18 protein-coding genes are annotated in these 19,818 nt (G+C 66.9%); 10 read left to right on the top strand and 8 right to left on the bottom strand.

Annotated features, from left to right (window positions below):
* The first annotated feature begins 12 nt into the window (after positions 1-12).
* Together prpF and ACA097_RS17055 are read left to right on the top strand one after the other, a co-directional pair.
* On the top strand, positions 13-1,200 hold the full coding sequence (gene prpF, locus ACA097_RS17060) for a 2-methylaconitate cis-trans isomerase PrpF (RefSeq protein ID WP_371364699.1): 1,188 nt from the start codon (positions 13-15) through the stop codon (positions 1,198-1,200).
* Positions 1,201-1,327: 127 nt separating this feature from the next.
* Entirely contained in the window at positions 1,328-2,812 is a 1,485-nt protein-coding gene (locus tag ACA097_RS17055) for a bifunctional 2-methylcitrate dehydratase/aconitate hydratase (protein WP_371364697.1), read from the top strand.
* A 67-nt stretch (positions 2,813-2,879) separates the two neighbouring features.
* Here ACA097_RS17055 and ACA097_RS17050 read toward each other — a convergent pair whose 3' ends face one another.
* The 3 genes from ACA097_RS17050 to ACA097_RS17040 are packed head-to-tail and all read right to left on the bottom strand — an operon-like array spanning position 2,880 to position 4,561.
* A complete protein-coding gene (locus ACA097_RS17050) occupies positions 2,880-3,470 on the bottom strand; it encodes an LON peptidase substrate-binding domain-containing protein (protein ID WP_371364695.1) in 591 nt (196 codons plus the stop codon).
* Positions 3,471-3,486: 16 nt separating this feature from the next.
* Complete coding sequence (locus ACA097_RS17045) at positions 3,487-4,200, bottom strand: LrgB family protein (RefSeq protein ID WP_371364693.1); 714 nt, start codon at positions 4,198-4,200, stop codon at positions 3,487-3,489.
* On the bottom strand, positions 4,193-4,561 hold the full coding sequence (locus ACA097_RS17040) for a CidA/LrgA family protein (protein WP_371364691.1): 369 nt from the start codon (positions 4,559-4,561) through the stop codon (positions 4,193-4,195). Before ACA097_RS17040 ends, ACA097_RS17045 begins: the two co-directional genes overlap by 8 nt.
* Before the next feature lie 154 nt (positions 4,562-4,715).
* Here ACA097_RS17040 and ACA097_RS17035 point away from each other — a divergent pair, with 154 nt between their 5' ends.
* The 3 genes from ACA097_RS17035 to ACA097_RS17025 all read left to right on the top strand — a co-directional run bounded on the left by ACA097_RS17035 (position 4,716) and on the right by ACA097_RS17025 (position 7,586).
* Positions 4,716-5,171 carry a MaoC family dehydratase gene (locus ACA097_RS17035; RefSeq protein WP_371364689.1) on the top strand — a complete coding sequence of 152 codons (456 nt, stop codon included), beginning with the start codon at positions 4,716-4,718 and terminating at the stop codon, positions 5,169-5,171.
* 81 nt (positions 5,172-5,252) lie between these two features.
* The gene (locus ACA097_RS17030) at positions 5,253-6,902 is read left to right on the top strand and encodes a C13 family peptidase (RefSeq protein WP_371364687.1); all 1,650 of its coding nucleotides are present in this window, start codon (positions 5,253-5,255) and stop codon (positions 6,900-6,902) included.
* Positions 6,903-6,944: 42 nt separating this feature from the next.
* Positions 6,945-7,586, top strand: coding sequence for an oxidoreductase (locus tag ACA097_RS17025; protein ID WP_043255156.1), 642 nt, complete (start codon positions 6,945-6,947; stop codon positions 7,584-7,586).
* A gap of 56 nt (positions 7,587-7,642) precedes the next feature.
* On the opposite strand, the gene ACA097_RS17020 is transcribed toward ACA097_RS17025, so the two are convergent.
* The 4 genes from ACA097_RS17020 to ACA097_RS17005 all read right to left on the bottom strand — a co-directional run bounded on the left by ACA097_RS17020 (position 7,643) and on the right by ACA097_RS17005 (position 12,026).
* Positions 7,643-7,930, bottom strand: a complete 288-nt coding sequence (locus ACA097_RS17020) for a YceK/YidQ family lipoprotein (protein WP_371364685.1) — start codon at positions 7,928-7,930, stop codon at positions 7,643-7,645.
* Positions 7,920-8,549, bottom strand: a complete 630-nt coding sequence (ubiX, locus tag ACA097_RS17015; protein ID WP_043255159.1) for a flavin prenyltransferase UbiX — start codon at positions 8,547-8,549, stop codon at positions 7,920-7,922. The genes ACA097_RS17020 and ubiX overlap by 11 nt, the downstream gene beginning before the upstream one ends.
* Before the next feature lies 1 nt (position 8,550).
* Complete coding sequence (gene mpl / locus ACA097_RS17010) at positions 8,551-9,903, bottom strand: UDP-N-acetylmuramate:L-alanyl-gamma-D-glutamyl-meso-diaminopimelate ligase (protein ID WP_371364683.1); 1,353 nt, start codon at positions 9,901-9,903, stop codon at positions 8,551-8,553.
* Positions 9,904-10,109: 206 nt separating this feature from the next.
* Positions 10,110-12,026 carry a sigma-54-dependent Fis family transcriptional regulator gene (locus ACA097_RS17005; protein WP_371364681.1) on the bottom strand — a complete coding sequence of 639 codons (1,917 nt, stop codon included), beginning with the start codon at positions 12,024-12,026 and terminating at the stop codon, positions 10,110-10,112.
* Between the two features lie 304 nt (positions 12,027-12,330).
* Here ACA097_RS17005 and ACA097_RS17000 point away from each other — a divergent pair, with 304 nt between their 5' ends.
* Positions 12,331-13,851, top strand: a complete 1,521-nt coding sequence (locus tag ACA097_RS17000) for an aldehyde dehydrogenase family protein (protein ID WP_371364679.1) — start codon at positions 12,331-12,333, stop codon at positions 13,849-13,851.
* 226 nt (positions 13,852-14,077) lie between these two features.
* Here the strand turns inward: ACA097_RS17000 and ACA097_RS16995 are convergent, their stop codons facing one another.
* Positions 14,078-15,127, bottom strand: a complete 1,050-nt coding sequence (locus ACA097_RS16995) for an AraC family transcriptional regulator (RefSeq protein ID WP_043255165.1) — start codon at positions 15,125-15,127, stop codon at positions 14,078-14,080.
* Between the two features lie 285 nt (positions 15,128-15,412).
* On the opposite strand from ACA097_RS16995, the gene eat reads away from it, so the two are divergent.
* From eat to ACA097_RS16975, 4 genes are all read left to right on the top strand, one after another.
* Complete coding sequence (gene eat / locus ACA097_RS16990) at positions 15,413-16,777, top strand: ethanolamine permease (protein ID WP_371364677.1); 1,365 nt, start codon at positions 15,413-15,415, stop codon at positions 16,775-16,777.
* Between the two features lie 54 nt (positions 16,778-16,831).
* The gene (locus tag ACA097_RS16985) at positions 16,832-18,226 is read left to right on the top strand and encodes an ethanolamine ammonia-lyase subunit EutB (RefSeq protein WP_371364675.1); all 1,395 of its coding nucleotides are present in this window, start codon (positions 16,832-16,834) and stop codon (positions 18,224-18,226) included.
* A 9-nt stretch (positions 18,227-18,235) separates the two neighbouring features.
* Positions 18,236-19,048, top strand: coding sequence for an ethanolamine ammonia-lyase subunit EutC (eutC, locus tag ACA097_RS16980; RefSeq protein WP_371364673.1), 813 nt, complete (start codon positions 18,236-18,238; stop codon positions 19,046-19,048).
* Positions 19,049-19,276: 228 nt separating this feature from the next.
* On the top strand, positions 19,277-19,741 hold the full coding sequence (locus tag ACA097_RS16975) for an N-acetyltransferase (RefSeq protein ID WP_160288377.1): 465 nt from the start codon (positions 19,277-19,279) through the stop codon (positions 19,739-19,741).
* Positions 19,742-19,818: the final 77 nt, after the last annotated feature.

Genomic DNA, 19,818 nt, shown 5'->3' with positions numbered 1-19,818 from the left:
AGGACCTGATCCATGCCCCACGTACCCCAAGTGAAAATCCCCGCCACCTACATCCGCGGCGGCACCAGCAAGGGCGTGTTCTTCCGCCTGCAGGACCTGCCCGAGCGCTGCCAGGTGCCGGGCGCGGCGCGCGACAAGCTGTTCATGCGCGTGATCGGCAGCCCCGACCCGTACTCGGCGCACATCGACGGCATGGGCGGCGCCACCTCCAGCACCAGCAAGTGCGTGATCCTGTCCAAGAGCAGCCAGCCGGACCACGACGTCGACTACCTCTACGGGCAGATTTCCATCGACAAGGCCTTCGTCGACTGGAGCGGCAACTGCGGCAACCTCTCCACCGCCGCCGGCTCCTTCGCCATCCACGCCGGCCTGGTCGATCCGTCGCGCATCCCGGATAACGGCACCTGCGTGGTGCGCATCTGGCAGGCCAACATCCAGAAAACCATCATCGCCCACGTCCCGGTGACCAACGGCCAGGTCCAGGAAACCGGCGACTTCGAGCTGGACGGCGTGACCTTCCCGGCGGCCGAGATCGTGCTGGAGTTCCTCGATCCGTCCGACGACGGCGAGGAAGGCGGCTCGATGTTCCCCACCGGCAACCTGGTCGACGATCTGGAAGTGCCCGGCGTCGGCACCTTCAAGGCGACCATGATCAGCGCCGGCATCCCCACCGTCTTCGTCAATGCCGAGGACATCGGCTACCAGGGCACCGAGCTGCGCGAAGCCATCAACGGCGACCCCGAGCAACTGGCGCGCTTCGAGAAGATCCGCGTGGCCGGCGCGCTGCGCATGGGCCTGATCAAGACCCCGGAAGAAGCGGCCACCCGCCAGCACACGCCGAAGATCGCCTTCGTCTCCCCGCCCAAGGACTACCTCACCTCCAGCGGCAAGGAAGTGAAGGCCGGCGACGTCGACCTGCTGGTCCGCGCGCTGTCCATGGGCAAGCTGCACCACGCCATGATGGGCACCGCCGCCGTCGCCATCGGCACTGCCGCGGCCGTGCCGGGCACCCTGGTCAACATCGCCGCCGGTGGCGGTGAGCGCACCGCAGTGCGCTTCGGCCATCCGTCGGGAACCCTGCGCGTTGGCGCCGAAGCCAGGCAGGTGGACGGCGAGTGGACCGTGACCAAGGCCATCATGAGCCGCAGCTCGCGCATCCTGATGGAAGGCTGGGTACGGGTGCCGGGGGATTCGTTCTGATCCTCGCACCGAGGTTCGACTGTAGGAGCGCGCCATGCGCGCGATTCGCGGGCATGGCCCACTCCTACAGGGGACCTCGGTCTTCCACCGTCTAGACTCTCCCGGATCACCGCGCAGGAGCCTCGCCATGAGCGCCAACGCCGATCCGAACACCCGCCCCGACTACGACGCCGTCCTGCAGCAGGTGGCCGACTACGTCCTCAACTACCACGTCGACTCCGCCGAGGCCCTGGCCACCGCCCGCCTGTGCCTGCTCGACAGCCTGGCCTGCGCCCTGCTCGCCCTGCGCTTTCCCGAATGCACCAAGCTGCTCGGCCCGCAGGTCGAAGGCACTGTCGTGCCGCACGGCTCGCGCGTGCCCGGTACCCGCTTCAGCCTCGACCCGGTCAAGGCCGCCTGGGACATAGGCACGCTGGTGCGCTGGCTGGACTACAACGACACCTGGCTAGCCGCCGAATGGGCACACCCCTCGGACAACCTCGGCGCAATCCTGGCGATCACCGACCACCTGGCGCAGCGCCGCGTAGCCCGAGGCGAGGCGCCGCCGACCCTGCGCACGGTGCTCGAGGCGATGGTCATGGCCCACGAAATCCAGGGCGTGTTCGCCCTGGAGAACGCCTTCAACCGCGTAGGCCTGGACCACGTGCTCCTGGTCAAGCTGGCCTCCACCGCCGTCAGCGCGCGCCTGCTCGGCGCCAACCGCGAACAACTGCTTTCGGCGCTGTCCCACGCCTGCGTCGATGGCCAGGCCCTGCGCGCCTACCGCCAGGCGCCGAACGCCGGCTCGCGCAAGTCCTGGGCCGCCGGCGACGCCAGCAGCCGCGGCCTGCGCCTGGCGGATATCGCCCTGCGCGGCGAGATGGGCGTCCCCGGTGTGCTGACCGCTCCGCAATGGGGGTTCTACGACGTGCTGTTCAGCCACACCAACAAGGACCTCGCGCTCAAGCCCGCCGACCAGCGCCAGTTCCGCCTGCCGCAACCCTTTGGCAGCTACGTGATGGAGAACGTGCTGTTCAAGCTCAGCTACCCCGCCGAGTTCCACGCGCAGACCGCCGTGGAGGCCGCCGTGCAGTTGCACCCGCTGGTGCGCAACCGCATCAGCCAGATCACCCGCATCGCCATCCGCACCCAGGAGTCGGCGATCCGCATCATTTCCAAGGAAGGCCCGCTGGCCAACGCCGCCGACCGCGACCACTGCATGCAGTACATGGTCGCAGTGGCGCTGATCTATGGCCGCCTGGAAGCCGAGCACTACGAGGACGCCTTCCACGCGGCGCATCCTTCGATCGATCGCCTGCGCGAGAAGATGGAGGTGGTCGAGGAGCCGCGCTACACCCGCGAATACCTGGAGCCGGACAAACGCAGCATCGCCAATGCCATCGAGGTGTTCTTCAGCGATGGCAGCAGCACGCCGATGATCGAAGTGGAGTACCCGATGGGCCACCGGCGGCGCCGCGCCGAAGGCATGCCGCTGCTCGAGGCGAAGTTCCGCCACGCCCTGGGCACGCGCTTCGCCGCGCAGCGCTGCGCACAGATCCTCGCGCTGTGCAGCGACCCGGCGCAGCTGGAAGCGACGCCGGTGGACAGGTTCATGGAGTTGTTCGTGGTCTGAGGCGGTAACACCTTGTAGGAGCGCCCCATGGGCGCGATGCGCGGGCATGGCCCGCTCCTACAGAGAGTCAGGCCAGCATTTCGCCCTGCAATTGCTCCAGCAGCACCTGGATGCGCGCGAGGCGCACGCTCGGGTCGTCCATCTCCAGCAGCACCTGCTTCTGATCACGCTCGAAAGGCAGCAGATAGGCGAGCTGGCAGGCGAGTTCCTGCTGGCCTTTCACTTCGCCGCCCATCTCCAGGGTGGCGACCATCGGGTGCAGCGACAGCGCGCCAAGCAGCGCGGCAAGGTCGTCGTGCTCCCCGGTCAGCGGCTGGTCGGGCATCTCTTCCAGCCAGGTCACGTCGGCTTCGAGCAGCAGGTCGTCCTGCACTTCCGAGCGGTCGATGCGGAAACGCCGGCCCCCCTCGACGCGGATGCCCAGCAAGCCGTTGGGCAACTGTTGCCAGTCGCGGATCTGCGCCTCGCAACCGACCAGGCTGAACGCCTGCGGTGTCTCGCCCACCTCGCGCCCAGCAATGATCGACACCACGCCGAACCCGACGCCCTGCTTCATGCAGCGGCCGATCATGTCCAGGTAGCGCGCCTCGAAGATCTGCAGGTCGAGGCGGCAACCAGGGAACAGCACGGTATTGAGGGGAAACAGCGGCAACTTCATCGACGAACTTCCTGTATCAGGCAACCAGGGCTACCGCCAACGGTAGCAGCACTGCGGTGGCGACGCCCATCAGGCTCATCGCCAGGGCGGCGAAGGCACCGCATTCCTCGCCCTCCTGCAGGGCGCGGGAAGTACCCACCGCATGGGCCGTCATGCCCAGCGCCATGCCCTGCGCGGCCGGATGGTGCACGCCAATACGGCGCAGCAACTCCGGACCGAGCATCGCCCCGATCACACCGGTGATCAGCACGAAGACCGCGGCCAGCGCCGCCACCCCGCCGATCTGGTGCGCCACCAGCATGGCGATGGGCGAAGTCACCGACTTCGGCGCCAGGCTCATCAGCAGCTCGCCACGCACGCCGAACAGCCAGGCCAGGCCAACGCCCGCCGCCGTCGCGATCGGGCCGCCGACCAGCAGGGTGATCAGGGTCGGCCAGAACAGCTGGCGGATGCGCCGAAGGTTGAGGAACAGCGGCACAGCCAGCGCCACCGTCGCCGGACCAAGCAGCACGGTGAGCACACTTACGCCGCTCATATAGGCCGGGTAGTCGATGCCGGTGAGCAGCAGCACGCCGATCACCATCGCCATAGAGACCAGCACTGGCTGCAGGAACACCCAGCGCGTGCGCTCATAGGCGGCCAGCGCCAGTTGGTAGGCGGCCAGGGTGATGCCAATGCAGAACAGCGGGTGGTGGATCACCGCCTGCCAGGCGCCATGCCAGTCAAGCATCGCTGGCCTCCTTGCGACCGCGCTGGCGGTCGATCAGCTTCTGCATCAACCAGCCGGCGAATAGGAACGAGCCCAGCAGCGACAGCATCAGGGCCCCGGCAAGCGGCCAGAAGTCGGCCAGCAGTTGGCGGCTGTAGACCATCACCCCAACCGCCGGCGGCACCAGCAGCAGCGGCAGGTAGCGCAGCAGCGAAGTCGCCGCGACGCTGATCGGCTCGCCCACCTCGCCACGCACCAGAAGGAACGCCAGCAGCAGGACCAGCCCAATGATGGGGCCGGGGATCATCGGCAGGATGAGAACATTCAGGCCGGTTCCGAGCAGTTGGAACAGCACCAGCCAGGTCAGGCCACGGAGCAGCATGGGAGCCTCCAATACATGAGCCCGACATTATGCCGAAGTACGGCATGGCTATGGCACGGCATTCGCTTCAAGGATAGGTGCACAGTCACCACGCTCCTGTGCCATGCTGGATCGCAGAGCAATTACAACAACACGTCTTCCATGGAGGAGATTTATGCCGTTCGTTCCCGTCAGCTCGCTCAAGGACTATGTAGGCAAGGACCTGGGCCATTCCGACTGGCTCACCGTCGACCAGAACCGCATCAATCAATTCGCCGAATGCACAGAGGATCATCAGTTCATTCATGTTGATCCGGAAAAGGCGAAGAAGACCCCGTTCGGCGGCACCATCGCCCACGGTTTCCTGTCCCTTTCACTGATTCCCAAGCTCTTCGAGGGCCTGCTGGTCCTGCCGGAAAACGCCAAGATGGTGGTGAACTACGGCCTCGACAGCGTGCGCTTCATCCAGCCCGTACCGGTCGACTCCCGCGTGCGCCTGGCGGCGAGCATCGTCGACGTCACCGAGAAGAACCCCGGCCAGTGGCTGATCAAGGCACGCTGCACCCTGGAGATCGAAGGCCTGCCCAAGCCGGGTTACATCGCCGAAGTGCTGAGTCTGGCCTTCGTCTGATCGCCAACCGGTTCCGAAAAAAGCCCGCGCCCGCGGGCTTTTTTGCGTCACACTGAAAGCAGTCCACCCGAAGAATTGCCGATGCGTGCCGCCCTCCCGTCACTCGCCCTGCTCCTGTTGCTGACCGCTTGCGGCCAAGGCGACAGCGTGCCCTCGGGAAGTGCCACGCTGCCCGACGGATCGCGCTACAAGGGCAGCCTGGTGGACGGTCGACTGCAAGGCGAAGGCCGCCTCGACTACCCCAATGGCGCCTGGTATCAGGGCCACTTCGACAAGGGCCTGTTCGCCGGCAAGGGCGAATGGCACGGCGCCGACGGCAGCGTCTACAACGGCGAATTCCGCGCCGGGCTCTACGACGGCGAGGGCTTGCTGAGCCAGGGCATGACCCATTACCGCGGCCAGTTCCGCCGTGGCCTGTACGAAGGTGAAGGCCTGCTCGAATTGCCCGACGGCAGCGTCCACCAGGGCCACTTCGCCAAGGGCATGGCCAACGGCCAGGGGCTGCTCGACGACGGCCAGGGCAACGAGTACAGCGGCGAATTCCTCAATGGCCAGCTACAAGGCGAAGGCCTATTCACCGACCGCGATGGCGACCGCTACAGCGGCGGTTTCCGCGACACCCAGTTCGAGGGGCAGGGACACTTCAAGAATGCGGACGGCGATGTCTGGAGTGGCGAATTCCGCCAGGGTGCGCTGAACGGCCGGGGGCAGTACCAGGGCAACGATGGCACGCGCTACAAGGGCGGCTTCGTCGACTGGCGCTTCTCCGGCAGCGGCGAGCTGATGCAGACCGACGGCCAGGTCTACCGGGGCGAATTCGCCGACGGCAAGTATGCAGGCATTGGCACCCTGCGCGGCACTGACGGCAAGGTCCTCTCCGGCATCTGGAGCAACGGACTGCGCCGTCGCGACGAGCACGGCCAGCTGGTCCCCAACCCACTGGAACTGGGTCTGCTGGAACAGGGACGGCTGCTCGACCAGGCCGTCGCCGCAGTGCCGCAATCGACCCCGCGTCCCGAGCTCTACGTCCTGAGCATCGGCGGCGACGGCAAGCAGAGCGTGTTCCTGCGCGAGGCCGATTACGTCGCCAGAATGCTAGGCGAACGCTTCGCCGCACGCGGCGTGATCACCCTGGTAAACAACCGCGGCCACGCCGCCGACCGCCCCATGGCCACCCGCGAGAGCATCGCCCGCGCGGTCCGCGCCCTGGCCCAGCGCAGCGGCCCGGAAGACCTGGTGTTCGTCTACCTGACCAGCCACGGCAGCCGCGACCACCAACTGGTCCTCGACATGCCGGGGATACGCATCGACAACCTGCCCGCCGACGCCATGGCCGAACTGCTCGCGCCACTCAAGCAGCGCGACAAGATCCTGGTCATCTCCGCCTGCTACAGCGGCGGATTCATCGAACCCTTGAAGGACGAGAGGACTCTTATCATTACGGCAGCTCGAAGCGACCGGGTGTCCTTCGGCTGTTCCGAGGAGGCGGACTTCACCTATTTCGGCCAGGCCTTGTTCGCCGATGCCCTGCATGTGACCGACGACCTGCAACAGGCCTTCCAATTAGCCAGTGCAGAAGTGGCGCGGCGGGAGAAGGAGCAATCCTTCGAAGCATCGGAGCCACAGATCTGGGCACCGCCAGGCGTGCTGGCGCACTGGAAGAGCCTGCGCGCGGCGCAGGCAGGCCAGGCGTTGAGCGCGAACACGCCCGACCAGCGGGAAAAACCTTAGCCTGGCAACTATGCTTGTCAGTGTGTCAGCGGAGATAAACGGATGTATTCAACACCGACGCATATCCTACTTGCCGGCGCCACGGGCCTTACCGGCGAACACCTGCTCGACCGCATGCTCAGCGAGCGCACGGTCAAGCGCGTGCTGGCGCCTGCGCGTCGACAACTCGCCGCCCACCCGCGCCTGGAAAACCCCATCGGCCCGCTGGCCGAACTCATCCCGCAACTGCAGGGACCGATCGACACGGTGTTCTGCTGCCTGGGCACGACGATCAAGGAAGCGGGTTCGGAAGCGGCCTTCCGCGCGGTCGACTACGACCTGCCGCTGGCCCTGGGCAAGCGCGCGCTCGAACTGGGCGCACGGCACTACGTGGTGGTCAGCGCATTGGGCGCCGACAGCAAGTCGTCGCTGTTCTACAACCGCGTCAAGGGTGAGCTGGAGGAAGCACTGCAGAAGCAGGGCTGGCCGCAGCTGACCATCGCCCGCCCGTCCCTGCTGCTTGGCCAACGCGAGGAAGTGCGCCTGGCAGAACTGCTGGCCGCGCCCTTCGCACGTATCCTGCCGGGCAAGCTGCACGGCATCTACGCCTGCGCCCTGGCCCGCGCGCTCTGGCGCCTGGCGCTGGAAACCGGCAAGGGCGTGCGCTTCGTCGAGTCGGACGAATTGCGCCGGCTCGGCAAATAACCTCCCCTGCGCATGGCGGCGGATAACCGCGAACGGTTATCCGCCCAAGCGACGATTCAGTTCCCGCCCCACACCTGCAATCCGATGCCCAGTTCAGCGGCGATCGAGAACGGCAGCAGCAGCGTATCCAGCAACGCACTGCCCGGCAGGTCGACGCCCGGGTAGGTCGGTGCCTGGGTCCCGAAGTGGTCCTCAGGGCAGCAACCGCCGTTGAGCGAATACCAGTCCAGGCGCGTGCCCGCGTAGATCAGCGGGGCGCCGGGCTTGTTCGCATCGAGGGTCTTCACCGTGGCGCAGCCACCCAGTTGCAGCAACAGCAGGGCGGCAAGGAATTTATTCGTCACTGACAAGATGGTGTTCGCCCCAGCGCGGCAGCATGTCCTGGGGAATGCCCAGTTGGTTGAGGATGCGCGCGACCACGAAGTCGACCAGGTCGTCGATGGTCTGCGGCTGATGGTAGAAGCCCGGTGCGGCCGGCAGGATGACCGCGCCCAGGTTGGACAGCTTGAGCATGTTCTCCAGGTGGATGCTGGAGAACGGCGCCTCGCGCGGCACCAGGATCAGCTGCCGGCGCTCCTTGAGGGCAACGTCGGCGGCGCGCTCGATCAGGTTGTTGCACGCGCCCGTGGCGATGGCCGAGAGCGTGCCGGTGGAACAGGGCACCACGACCATGGCGCTCGGCGCCCCCGAGCCGGACGCCACCGGGGCCATCCAGTCTTCCTTGCCGTAGACGCGGATCTGCCCCGGCGCTGCGCCCGTGTATTCGCTGAGGAAAGCCTGCATAGCCTGCGGCTTGCTCGGCAGGGTCACGTCGGTTTCCGTGGCCACCACCAGCTGCGCGGCCTTGGAAATCAGGAAGTGCACCTCGCGGTCCTCCTGCACCAGGCAATCGAGCAGGCGCAAACCGTACTGCGCGCCGGAGGCGCCGGTCATCGCCAGGGTGACGCGTTCGGCTCCCGCCATCTCAGTCCTCCAGGGCCTTGGCCAGCTTGCCGTGCAAGCCGCCGAAACCGCCGTTGCTCATGATCACTACCTGGGTTCCCGGCGTGGCGATGGCCTTCACGCCTTCGATGATCGACTCCAGCGAGTCGCACACCTGGGTCGGCACGGTCGAGCTGGCGACGGTGGCGGCGAGGTCCCAGCCGAGGTTCGGCGGCGCGTACCAGAAGACGTGGTCGGCCTGGGTGACGCTGTCCGGCAGGCCGTCGCGGTGCGCGCCAAGCTTCATGGAATTGGAGCGCGGTTCGATCACCGCGATCACCGGGGCGTCGCCGACGCGCTTGCGCAGGCCGTCGAGCGTGGTGGCAATGGCAGTCGGGTGATGCGCGAAGTCGTCGTAGATAGTCACGCCCTTCACTTCCGCGACCTTCTCCATGCGCCGCTTGACGCTCTTGAAGGCAGCCAGCGCGGCGATGCCGAGCTCCGGCACCACGCCGACGTGACGCGCCGCGGCCAAGCAGGCCAGGGCGTTGGCGACGTTGTGCTGGCCGGTCAATTCCCACTCGACCACGCCCTGCGCGGCGCCGTCGAACAGCACCTCGAAGCGCGAACCGTCCTCGCTGAGCAGGCGCGCCTGCCATTGGCCGCCTTCACCAGTGGTCTGCACCGGGGTCCAGCAACCCATGCCGATCACGCGCTTGAGCGCGGTCTCGCTTTCGGGATGGATGACCAGGCCTTCGCCGGGAATGGTCCGCACCAGGTGGTGGAACTGCCGCTCGATGGCCGCTAGGTCGGGGAAGATGTCCGCGTGGTCGAATTCCAGGTTGTTCAGGATCGCGGTGCGCGGGCGGTAGTGGACGAACTTGGAGCGCTTGTCGAAGAAGGCGCTGTCGTACTCGTCGGCCTCGACCACGAAGAACGGCGTACTGCCCAGGCGCGCGGAAACACCGAAGTTCTGCGGCACGCCGCCGATCAGGAAGCCCGGGCTCATGCCGGCATGCTCCAGCACCCAGGCCAGCATGCTGCTGGTGGTGGTCTTGCCGTGGGTGCCGGCAGCGGCCAGAACCCAGCGGCCCTGCAGCACGTGGTCGGCCAGCCACTGCGGACCGGAGACGTAGGGCAGGCCCTTGTTCAGCACGTACTCGACCGCGGGGTTGCCGCGCGACAGGGCGTTGCCGATCACCACCAGGTCCGGTGCCGGCTCCATATGCGCGGGCTCGTAGCCCTGCATGAGTTCGATGCCCTGGGCTTGCAGCTGGGTGCTCATGGGCGGGTAGACATTGGCGTCGGAGCCGGTGACGCGGTGGCCCAGCTCCTTGGCCAGCACGGCCAGCGAACCCATGAAGGTGCCGCAGATGCCGAGGATGTGGATATGCATGCAGACTCCTGCAATCAAGCCTGGTGAGGCGCTTCGAATGGCCGGCAGATTAGCACAGCGCCACCCTCTCGCGGCGCGGCCGGGAGCATCAGACGACGCCGTTTGGCGGGGGTTCCGTGGGGGCGATGTTCGCGAGCAAGCTCGCTCCTACGAGGAGCAGCGTGGTGCCACAACATGTAGGAGCGAGCTTGCTCGCGAACCGCCGATTAAGGCGCCGACCGGCTCAGGCCGTGACGGTGCAACTTGCGGTAGAGGGTATTGCGGCTGATGCCCAGCTGCTGCGCGGTGCGGCTCATGTGCCAGCGCTGCGCTTCCAGCACGGCGATCAGGGCCGCGCGCTCGGCATCCTGCAGGCTGTCGGCGACCGGTTCCGTACGTGCCACCACCTGCGCCGGCGGACCCCGCCGGATATCCACAGGCAGATCGGCCAGGCGCACCCGCCCGCCTTCACTGAGCGCGACCAAAGTACGCAGCACATTGCGCAGCTGGCGTACGTTGCCCGGCCAGGGATAGTCGAGCAGTGCCTGGCGCACGTCTTCGTCGAGCAGGACGTGCCGGCCCTTGGATTCCTCGGTCAGCAGCTGCGCCAGCAACTGCGCCTTGTCCTCGCGCTCACGCAGCGCCGGCAATTGCAGCACCAGGCCGTTGAGGCGGTAGTAGAGGTCTTCGCGGAAGCTGCCGGCGGCCACCAGCGCCTCCAGGTCGCGGTGCGTGGCGCTGATCAGGCGCAGGTCGACCGGCTGCCCCACGGCATCGCCCAGCGGCACCACCTGGCGTTCTTCGAGCACGCGCAGCAGGCGGGTCTGCAGGGTCAGCGGCATGTCGCCGATCTCGTCGAGGAACAGCGTGCCGCCGTCGGCTTGCCGCAGCTTGCCGCGCATGCCTTCCTTGCGTGCACCGGTGAAGCTGCCGCCGCGATAACCGAACAGCTCGCTCTCGATCAGGCTCTCCGGAATGGCCGCGCAGTTCAGCGCGACGAAGGCCTTGCCGGCACGCTCGCCGGACAGGTGCACGGCCTTGGCGAAAGCCTCCTTGCCCGACCCGGTTTCGCCGTGCAGCAAAAGCGGCACGTCATGCGCGTAGACCTTCAGCGCGCGGCGGAAATCGGCAGCCAGGCGCTCGTCGCCGAGGCACAGCCCCGGCGCTGCCGGCACCTTCGACTCTCGCGGCAAGGCCACGCGAAGCGGACGCGGTTCGCCGCGCAACAAGGCATGGAACAGCCGCCCGGCGTGGCTGCGCAGCGGCCAGCTGGCGGACGGTTGCGCGCTGGCGCGGCCGAGCAGGTCGTCCAGGTGCAGGTCGAAGCAGTCTTCCACCGAACGCCCGAGCAGCGCGTCGCGCGGGTGATCGAGCAGGTTGAGCGCACTCTGGTTCACGGCGAGGATGCGCCCGCCGCCGTCGAAGGCCAGCAGCCCTTCGCTGAACAGGCCGACGTAATCCGCCTGCAGGTGGAAACGCAGCAGCCATTGCCCTTCGAAGCGGCGCCGGAAGTAGCAGCTCTCGATCATCTTCGCCGAGAGGTTGGCCAGGGCCATGGTGTGGAACTGGCTCTGCCGCGACAGATCGGGGCGCGCCGAGGACACGTCGAGCACTGCCAGCAGCTCGCCTTGCGGGTCGAACACCGGGCTCGCCGAGCAGGTCAACCCGGTGTGCAGGCTGCGGAAGTGCTCGTCGCGGAAGATGGTCAGTGCCTGGCGCTCGACCAGGCAGGTGCCGATGCCATTGGTGCCCTCGCTGGCCTCGCTCCAGTCGGCGCCGAGCCACAGCCCGGCGTGCTCGAAGGCATCGCGGTCGGCGTCGGCGCAAACGCGGTTGAGGATCACCCCGCGCGAATCGGTGAGCAGCACCGCGTGGCCGGAGCCGGCGAGCTGCTGGTGCAGGCTGGCCATCTCGCCGTTGGCGATCTCCAGCACCTGCTGCAGGCCCTCGCGGCGTTCGAGCATGCGCGTATGTTCGAGCACCGTCGGCGGCAGCATCCGCGACGGATCGAGGTGGTATTGCTCCAGGCAACGCAACCAGGAACGGGCGATCGACGGATCGGCTCCGGGTCCGCTCTGCTGCAGCTTGCCGCTGGCCACTGTCATGACCTGGCGGGCGTGGCGACTCATGGCGTTCGCACTCATTGTTCTGGTTCTCCACGGAAGGGACGGCAGGCAGTCCCGGGGCGACCGTTTCCGCAGCATCGTCCAGCGCGCGGAGCAATGCAATGGCCGTGTGACCCGCAGGTCATGGGCTGTACCGAAAGCGGGACAAACTGTCACCCGCGACTGTCCCGCAGCTGCCACAGCGCCTTCCAGGCAGGTTCCACAATCCGACCGTTGGCCCAGCAATGACGGGCCTTCCACTGGCATGGCCCGGCCCTTGCTCTAGTCTTGTTAAACCGCAAACGCGTCCTCCCCAACAAAGACAAGAGTCAGGAGATCAACCATGCGTTACGCCCAACCTGGAACTGCCGGTGCCGTCGTGTCCTTCAAGTCGCGCTACGGCAACTACATCAACGGCGAGTTCGTGCCGCCGGTGAACGGCCAGTACTTCATCAACACCTCGCCGGTGAATGGCCAGGCGATTGCCGAATTCCCCCGCTCCGACGCCGCCGACATCGACAAGGCGCTGGACGCCGCCCACGCTGCCGCCGACGCCTGGGGCCGCACTTCGGTGCAAGAGCGCTCGAACATCCTGCTGAAGATCGCCGACCGCATCGAACAGAACCTCGAAGTGCTCGCCGTCACCGAAACCTGGGACAACGGCAAGCCGGTGCGCGAGACCCTCAACGCCGACATCCCGCTGGCCGCCGACCACTTCCGCTACTTCGCCGGCTGCATCCGCGCCCAGGAAGGTTCGGCCGCCGAGATCAACGACAGCACCGTGGCCTACCACATCCACGAGCCGCTGGGCGTGGTCGGGCAGATCATCCCGTGGAACTTCCCGCTGCTGATGGCCGCCTGGAAACTCGCCCCGGCGCTGGCCGCCGGCAACTGCATCGTGCTCAAGCCGGCCGAGCAGACCCCGCTGGGCATCTGCGTGCTGATGGAGATCATTGGCGACTTGCTGCCCAAGGGCGTGCTCAACGTCGTTCAGGGCTTCGGCCGCGAGGCCGGTGAAGCGCTGGCCACCAGCAAGCGCATCGCCAAGATCGCCTTCACCGGCTCGACCCCGGTGGGCTCGCACATCCTCAAGTGCGCCGCAGAGAACATCATCCCCTCCACGGTAGAGCTGGGCGGCAAGAGCCCGAACATCTACTTCGAAGACATCATGCAAGCCGAGCCGACCTTCATCGAGAAGGCCGCCGAGGGCCTGGTGCTGGCCTTCTTCAACCAAGGTGAAGTCTGCACCTGCCCGTCCCGTGCGCTGGTGCAGGAATCCATCTACCCGCAGTTCATGGAAGTGGTGATGAAGAAGGTCAAGGCGATCAAGCGCGGCGACCCGCTGGACACCGACACCATGGTCGGCGCCCAGGCCTCGCAGCAGCAATTCGACAAGATCCTCTCGTACCTCGACATCGCCCAGCAGGAAGGCGCCGAAGTGCTGGTCGGCGGCCAGGTCGAGAAGCTCGAAGGCAGCCTCGCCACCGGCTATTACATCCAGCCGACCCTGCTCAAGGGCAGCAACAAGATGCGCGTCTTCCAGGAAGAAATCTTCGGCCCGGTGGTCGGCGTCACCACCTTCAAGGATGAAGCCGAGGCCCTGGCCATCGCCAACGACACCGAGTACGGCCTGGGCGCCGGCGTCTGGACCCGCGACATCAACCGCGCCTACCGCATGGGCCGTGGCATCAAGGCCGGCCGCGTGTGGACCAACTGCTACCACCTGTACCCGGCGCACGCCGCGTTCGGCGGCTACAAGAAATCCGGCGTGGGCCGCGAGACCCACAAGATGATGCTCGACCACTACCAGCAGACCAAGAACCTGCTGGTCAGCTACGACATCAACCCGCTGGGCTTCTTCTGATCCACCCGCCCGCTGCGGCGGGCGGCTCCCGACTCTCTTCTTTGCGCGGCCTGCGGGCCGCGTTTTTTTGCCTTGCGGAAAGCGGCACCGCGTAGGAGCGGATCTTATCCGCGAAAACCCTGGCACCCGCGCATCCTGTAGGAGCGGGCCATGCCCGCGATCGCGGACAAGGTCCGCTCCTACAGTGCTTTCTGCAGCGGGGATGGCTCAGGTCTAGTTGGGGCGCTCAGCCCTCATGGCTACGCCACTGCCGCGGGCTCACCCCGAACCAGCGGCGGAAGGCGCGGGAGAAGGCGCTGGTCTCGGAATAGCCAAGCAGCGGCGCCAGCTCGGAAATCGGCCGCTGGCGCTGGCGCAGGTAGTGCAGCGCCAGGTCGCGGCGGGTGTTTTCCACCAGTTGGCTGAAGCTCAGGCCCGCCTCGCGCAAGCGCCGCTGCAGGCCGGCCGCGGTCAGCTCCAGGCGTTCTGCAATCAGCTCCAGCACCGGCTCACCCTCGCCCAGTGCCAGGCGAATCTGGGTGCCCGCATCTTCCAGCAGGTCCGGGCGATTGCCCTGTTCACCGAGGCGGCGGATCACGTCCTGGACCAGGAACAGCAGGTTGGCGTCGCGCTCGGGCATCAGCCGGCCGCGGATGTCGGCCTTGGGCACCAGCAGCGAATTGCAGCCGCGCTGGAAATGCACCGGCGCGCCAAACACCTTGCCATGTTCCTGCCAGCCATCCGGCCGCGCGTGCTCGAAGCCCACTGCGCGCGGCGTCCAATCTGCGCCGAGGGCGTGGCGCAACAGGTTCAGCGCCATGCCCATGGTCAGCTCGGCGTCCTGTCGACGGTCGAGGATGGCGCCGTGCTGCACCTGGTAGTCGAAGCGGTAGCACTCGCCGCAATCGACCAGGCGGATCAGCGTGCTGTGCTGGTGATAGGGGAATGCCGCGGCGAAGTTGCGCAGGGCGTCTTCCAGGGTTTCCGAGCACAGCCCGACATAGCCCAGCAGGCCGAGGGCGCGTGGCTGGAATTGCTGGCCGTAGCGCAGGCCGAAGTTGTCGCAGCCCGATTGCCGCGCCGCTTCTTCCAGCACCTGGCAATAGTTGGTCAGCGCCAGGCTGAGCGTCGGGTGGCGCAGTTGTTCGGGATCGATGCCGGCGCGGCCGAAGACCCGGTCGAGGTCGCCGCCCTGGGCGCGGATGAAACCATCCAGTCCGCTGGCGGCGGCGGACAGCACACCGATGTTGCTGGCCGTGGGCGCAAGGCCGGCGGCGGAGAACAGAGACGGGGTCATGGGCGCACGCTCGTTTTATTGATCACTTATCCAAGAAAACGGATTTGCAATTCCCATGCCTCGTTTGCCGACACCTCCAAAGCGCGTCAAACGGGGCTATCGGCAAACCATCGCGCCACCTTGGAGGGCGCGCCACGCCTCATTCTGGGGCGATGGGTAACACCCTGTTGCAACTTGACCGCAGGGCTCGCACGCGGTGCCCCAGGGTCAAGTCCTCGCCCGCCTCGCTCGCTACCATCGAGGCCTGGCAACCCGACCACGCCCCTAGGGGCAGAGGAGTCCTCGATGAGCGCATCACAACTAAAACCGACGCTGGGAACCTTGCACCTCTGGGGCCTCGCCGTGGGCCTGGTGATTTCCGGCGAATACTTCGGCTGGAGCTACGGCTGGGGCACCGCCGGCACCCTCGGCTTCCTGGTCACCACCCTGATGGTGGCCCTGATGTACACCTGCTTCATCTTCAGCTACACCGAGCTGACCACTGCGATCCCCCACGCAGGCGGCCCCTTCGCCTACAGCCTGCGGGCGTTCGGCAAGACCGGCGCGAGCATTGCCGGGATCGCCACCCTGATCGAATTCGTCTTCGCCCCGCCGGCCATCGCCATGGCCATCGGCGCCTACCTCAACGTGCAGTTCCCGGCCCTCGATCCGAAGTGGGCGGCGGCCGGCGCGTACGTGATCTTCATGTCCCTGAACATCATCGGCGTGAGCATCGCCGCGACCTTCGAGCTGGTGGTCACGGTGCTCGCGGTGATCGAGCTGCTGGTGTTCATGGGCGTGGTCGCCCCGGGCTTCAGCTTCAGCAACTTCGTCCTGAATGGCTGGGCCGGTTCCAGCGAATTCAGCGTCTCGGCCATCGGCGGCATCTTCGCGGCGATCCCCTTCGCCATCTGGTTCTTCCTCGCCATCGAGGGTGCAGCCATGGCCGCCGAGGAAGCCAAGGACCCGAAACGCACCATCCCGCGCGCCTACATCGGCGGCATCCTGACCCTGGTGGTGCTGGCCATCGGCGTGATGATCTTCGCCGGCGGCGTGGGCGACTGGCGCACCCTGTCGAACATCAACGACCCGCTGCCGCAGGCGATGAAAGCGGTGGTCGGCAACAACTCGACCTGGATGCACATGCTGGTATGGATCGGCCTGTTCGGCCTGGTCGCCAGCTTCCACGGCATCATCCTCGGCTACTCGCGGCAGTTCTTCGCCCTCGCCCGTGCCGGCTTCCTGCCGCCGGCGCTGGCCAAGCTGTCGCGCTTCCAGACCCCGCACCGGGCGATCCTCGCCGGCGGCGTGATCGGCATCGCGGCGATCTTCAGCGACAACCTGATCAGCCTGCAGGGCATGACCCTGACCGCGGCGATGATCACCATGAGCGTGTTCGGCGCCATCGTCATGTACATCATGAGCATGCTCAGCCTGTTCAAGCTGCGCCGCAGCGAGCCGAACCTGGAGCGCACCTTCCGCGCCCCCGGCTACCCGATCGTGCCGGGTATCGCGCTCGGCCTGGCGCTGCTGTGCCTGGTGGCGATGCTCTGGTACAACGAAGTCATCGCCGTGGTGTTCGTGGTCCTGATGCTCGCCGGCATCATCTGCTGCAACCTGGTGATCGCCGCGCGCCGTGGCGTGCCGGCCAGCTTCGCCAGCGAAGGTTGATCCACCGGCGCCGGGCCGCAGGGCCTGGCGCCTTCGTCGCCCCAAGGAGATCCCATGCCCGGATACGCCCATAGCGTCGGCGGCCAGACCTGGCGCTTCGACAGTCTCAAGGACCTCATGGCGAAGGCCAGCCCGGAGCGCTCCGGCGACTGCCTGGCCGGCGTCGCGGCGAGCAGCGATGCCGAGCGCGTCGCCGCGCAGATGGCGCTGGCCGAGGTGCCGCTCAAGCGCTTCCTCGACGAGGCGCTGATCCCCTACGAGGACGACGAGGTCACCCGCCTCATCATCGACAGTCACGACCGCGCCGCCTTCGCGCCGGTCAGCCACCTGACAGTCGGCGACTTCCGCAACTGGCTGCTCGGCGACGCCGCCAACGAGGACAGCCTGCGCGCCCTGGCGCCGGGCCTGACGCCGGAGATGGCAGCGGCGGTATCGAAGATCATGCGTGTGCAGGACCTGGTACTGGCCGCGCAGAAGATCCGCGTGGTCACCCGCTTCCGCAACACCCAGGGCCTGCGCGGGCGACTGTCGACCCGCCTGCAGCCCAACCACCCGACCGACGACCCGGCAGGCATCGCCGCCAGCGTCCTCGACGGCCTGCTCTACGGCAACGGCGACGCCATGCTCGGCATCAACCCGGCCACCGACAGCCTGCAGTCGATCTGCACCCTGCTGGAGATGCTCGACGCCATCATCCAGCGGTACGAGATTCCCACCCAGTCCTGCGTGCTGACCCACGTCACCAGTTCGATCGAAGCGATCAATCGTGGCGCGCCGCTGGACCTGGTCTTCCAGTCCATCGCCGGTACCGAGGCGGCCAACGCCAGCTTCGGCGTCAGCCTGGCAGTCCTCAAGGAAGGCTACGAGGCCGGCCTGTCGCTCAAGCGCGGCACGCTCGGCGACAACCTCATGTACTTCGAGACCGGCCAGGGCAGCGCGCTCTCGGCCAACGCCCACCACGGCGTCGACCAGCAGACCTGCGAGACCCGCGCCTATGCGGTGGCCCGGCACTTCAAGCCGTTCCTGGTGAACACCGTGGTCGGCTTCATCGGCCCGGAGTACCTGTACAACGGCAAACAGATCATCCGCGCCGGCCTGGAAGACCATTTCTGCGGCAAGCTGCTCGGCGTGCCGATGGGCTGCGACATCTGCTACACCAACCATGCCGAAGCCGACCAGGACGACATGGACATGCTGCTGACCCTGCTCGGCGTGGCCGGGATCAACTTCATCATGGGCATCCCCGGCTCCGACGACGTGATGCTCAACTACCAGACCACCTCCTTCCACGACGCGCTCTACGCGCGGCAGAGCCTCGGCCTGCGCGCCGCACCGGAGTTCGAGGCGTGGCTGGAACGCATGCAGATTCTCCAGCAACAGGAAGGCCGCGTGCGCCTGGCCGAGCAACTGCCGCCGGCGTTCCGCCCGGCCCTGGCGCAACTGAGCTGAGGAAGCGCGATGCACGACGACAAGCCCACCGCCACGCCCAATCCCTGGCAGGAACTGCGCCGCCTGACCCCAGCGCGCATCGCCCTCGGCCGCGCCGGCACCAGCCTGCCGACCCAGGCGCAACTGGACTTCCAGTTCGCCCACGCGCAGGCCCGCGACGCCGTGCACCTGCCCTTCGACCATGCCGGCATCAGCGCCGCCCTGGCCGAACGCGGCCGCGACACGCTGCTGCTGCACAGCGCCGCCGCCGACCGCCATGTCTACCTGCAACGCCCCGATCTCGGCCGGCGCCTGCACGCTGATTCTGCTCAACTCCTGCGCCAGCACGCCGAGGCCAACCCGCAGGGCTACGACCTTACCGTGGTGATCGCCGACGGGCTTTCCGCCCTGGCCGTGCAGCGCCATGCCCTGCCCTTCCTGGAACGTCTCGAAGAACAGGCGCAGGCTGAAAACTGGAGCCTGTCGCCGGTAGCCCTGGTGCAACAGGGCCGGGTCGCGGTGGCCGACGAAGTGGGCGAACTGCTGCGGGCGAGGATGGTGGTCATCCTGATCGGCGAACGCCCCGGCCTCAGCTCGCCGGACAGCCTCGGCCTGTACTTCACCTGGGCGCCGAAGGTCGGCCTCAACGACGCCTACCGCAACTGCATCTCCAACGTGCGCCTGGAAGGCCTGAGCTACGGCATGGCCGCGCACCGCCTGCTCTACCTGATGCGCGAGGCCTGCCGGCGCCAGCTCTCCGGGGTCAACCTGAAGGACGAGGCGGAACTGCCGAGCCTGGGTGGCGAGGGGCCGGGCGCCAACTTCCTGCTTGCCGGCAACTGACGCAGAAAATTTCCCTGTAGGAGCGAGCTTGCTCGCGAACCGGCTTCGCAGCGGGGCATTCGCGAGCAAGCTCGCGCCTACGAAACAGCTGCCACACCGCCTTCGATCAAACGCTTGCTTGGATTGCGCTTTCCACGATTTCTGGTGCAGCATCCAGCCCCATGCCATTTCGCTGGCATAGCAACTGCATCGTGATAGCAGCCCATTCACCGACCGCAGAGAATCGATATGCGCATCGTGCAAGCCACCCTCGATCACCTCGACATGCTGACTCCGCTGTTCGTCAAGTACCGCGAGTTCTACGGCATGCTCCCCTACCCCGAGTCGTCGCGGAAATTCCTCGAGAAGCGCCTGAGCCGCAAGGAGTCGGTGATCTATCTGGCCCTGCCCGACGACGCTGACGACCGCATCCTGGGCTTCTGCCAGCTGTACCCGAGCTTCTCCTCGCTGTCGCTCAAGCGCGTGTGGATCCTCAACGACATCTACGTCGCCGAGGACGCGCGCCGCCAGCTGGTCGCCGACCACCTGCTGCAGCACGCCCGGCAGATGGCGCGCGACACCAACGCCGTGCGCATGCGCGTGTCGACCAGCATCGGCAACGAAGTGGCGCAGAAGGTCTACGAATCGATCGGTTTCCGCGAGGACACCGAGTTCAAGAACTACATCCTGCCGATCAGCGACGACCTCGTCTGAGCATTTATCCCGCCCCGCTGGTCGCAGCGGGGCCGCAGCGCTAGAGTCATGGCACCGTAGGTGCAGCATCCGTAGTC

Source organism: Pseudomonas sp. QL9 (assembly GCF_041409665.1).
Lineage (GTDB): Bacteria > Pseudomonadota > Gammaproteobacteria > Pseudomonadales > Pseudomonadaceae > Pseudomonas > Pseudomonas knackmussii.
This window is presented reverse-complemented; position numbering and strand designations above follow the sequence as displayed.

Excerpts from the sequence above, each read along its gene's own strand:
- prpF (WP_371364699.1), top strand. The coding sequence starts at position 13 with ATGCCCCACGTACCCCAAGTGAAAATCCCCGCCACCTACATCCGCGGC.
- ACA097_RS17055 (WP_371364697.1), top strand. The coding sequence starts at position 1,328 with ATGAGCGCCAACGCCGATCCGAACACCCGCCCCGACTACGACGCCGTC.
- ACA097_RS17050 (WP_371364695.1), bottom strand. The coding sequence starts at position 3,470 with ATGAAGTTGCCGCTGTTTCCCCTCAATACCGTGCTGTTCCCTGGTTGC.
- ACA097_RS17045 (WP_371364693.1), bottom strand. The coding sequence starts at position 4,200 with ATGCTTGACTGGCATGGCGCCTGGCAGGCGGTGATCCACCACCCGCTG.
- ACA097_RS17040 (WP_371364691.1), bottom strand. The coding sequence starts at position 4,561 with ATGCTGCTCCGTGGCCTGACCTGGCTGGTGCTGTTCCAACTGCTCGGA.
- ACA097_RS17035 (WP_371364689.1), top strand. The coding sequence starts at position 4,716 with ATGCCGTTCGTTCCCGTCAGCTCGCTCAAGGACTATGTAGGCAAGGAC.
- ACA097_RS17030 (WP_371364687.1), top strand. The coding sequence starts at position 5,253 with ATGCGTGCCGCCCTCCCGTCACTCGCCCTGCTCCTGTTGCTGACCGCT.
- ACA097_RS17025 (WP_043255156.1), top strand. The coding sequence starts at position 6,945 with ATGTATTCAACACCGACGCATATCCTACTTGCCGGCGCCACGGGCCTT.
- ubiX (WP_043255159.1), bottom strand. The coding sequence starts at position 8,549 with ATGGCGGGAGCCGAACGCGTCACCCTGGCGATGACCGGCGCCTCCGGC.
- mpl (WP_371364683.1), bottom strand. The coding sequence starts at position 9,903 with ATGCATATCCACATCCTCGGCATCTGCGGCACCTTCATGGGTTCGCTG.
- ACA097_RS17005 (WP_371364681.1), bottom strand. The coding sequence starts at position 12,026 with ATGAGTGCGAACGCCATGAGTCGCCACGCCCGCCAGGTCATGACAGTG.
- ACA097_RS17000 (WP_371364679.1), top strand. The coding sequence starts at position 12,331 with ATGCGTTACGCCCAACCTGGAACTGCCGGTGCCGTCGTGTCCTTCAAG.
- ACA097_RS16995 (WP_043255165.1), bottom strand. The coding sequence starts at position 15,127 with ATGACCCCGTCTCTGTTCTCCGCCGCCGGCCTTGCGCCCACGGCCAGC.
- eat (WP_371364677.1), top strand. The coding sequence starts at position 15,413 with ATGAGCGCATCACAACTAAAACCGACGCTGGGAACCTTGCACCTCTGG.
- ACA097_RS16985 (WP_371364675.1), top strand. The coding sequence starts at position 16,832 with ATGCCCGGATACGCCCATAGCGTCGGCGGCCAGACCTGGCGCTTCGAC.
- eutC (WP_371364673.1), top strand. The coding sequence starts at position 18,236 with ATGCACGACGACAAGCCCACCGCCACGCCCAATCCCTGGCAGGAACTG.
- ACA097_RS16975 (WP_160288377.1), top strand. The coding sequence starts at position 19,277 with ATGCGCATCGTGCAAGCCACCCTCGATCACCTCGACATGCTGACTCCG.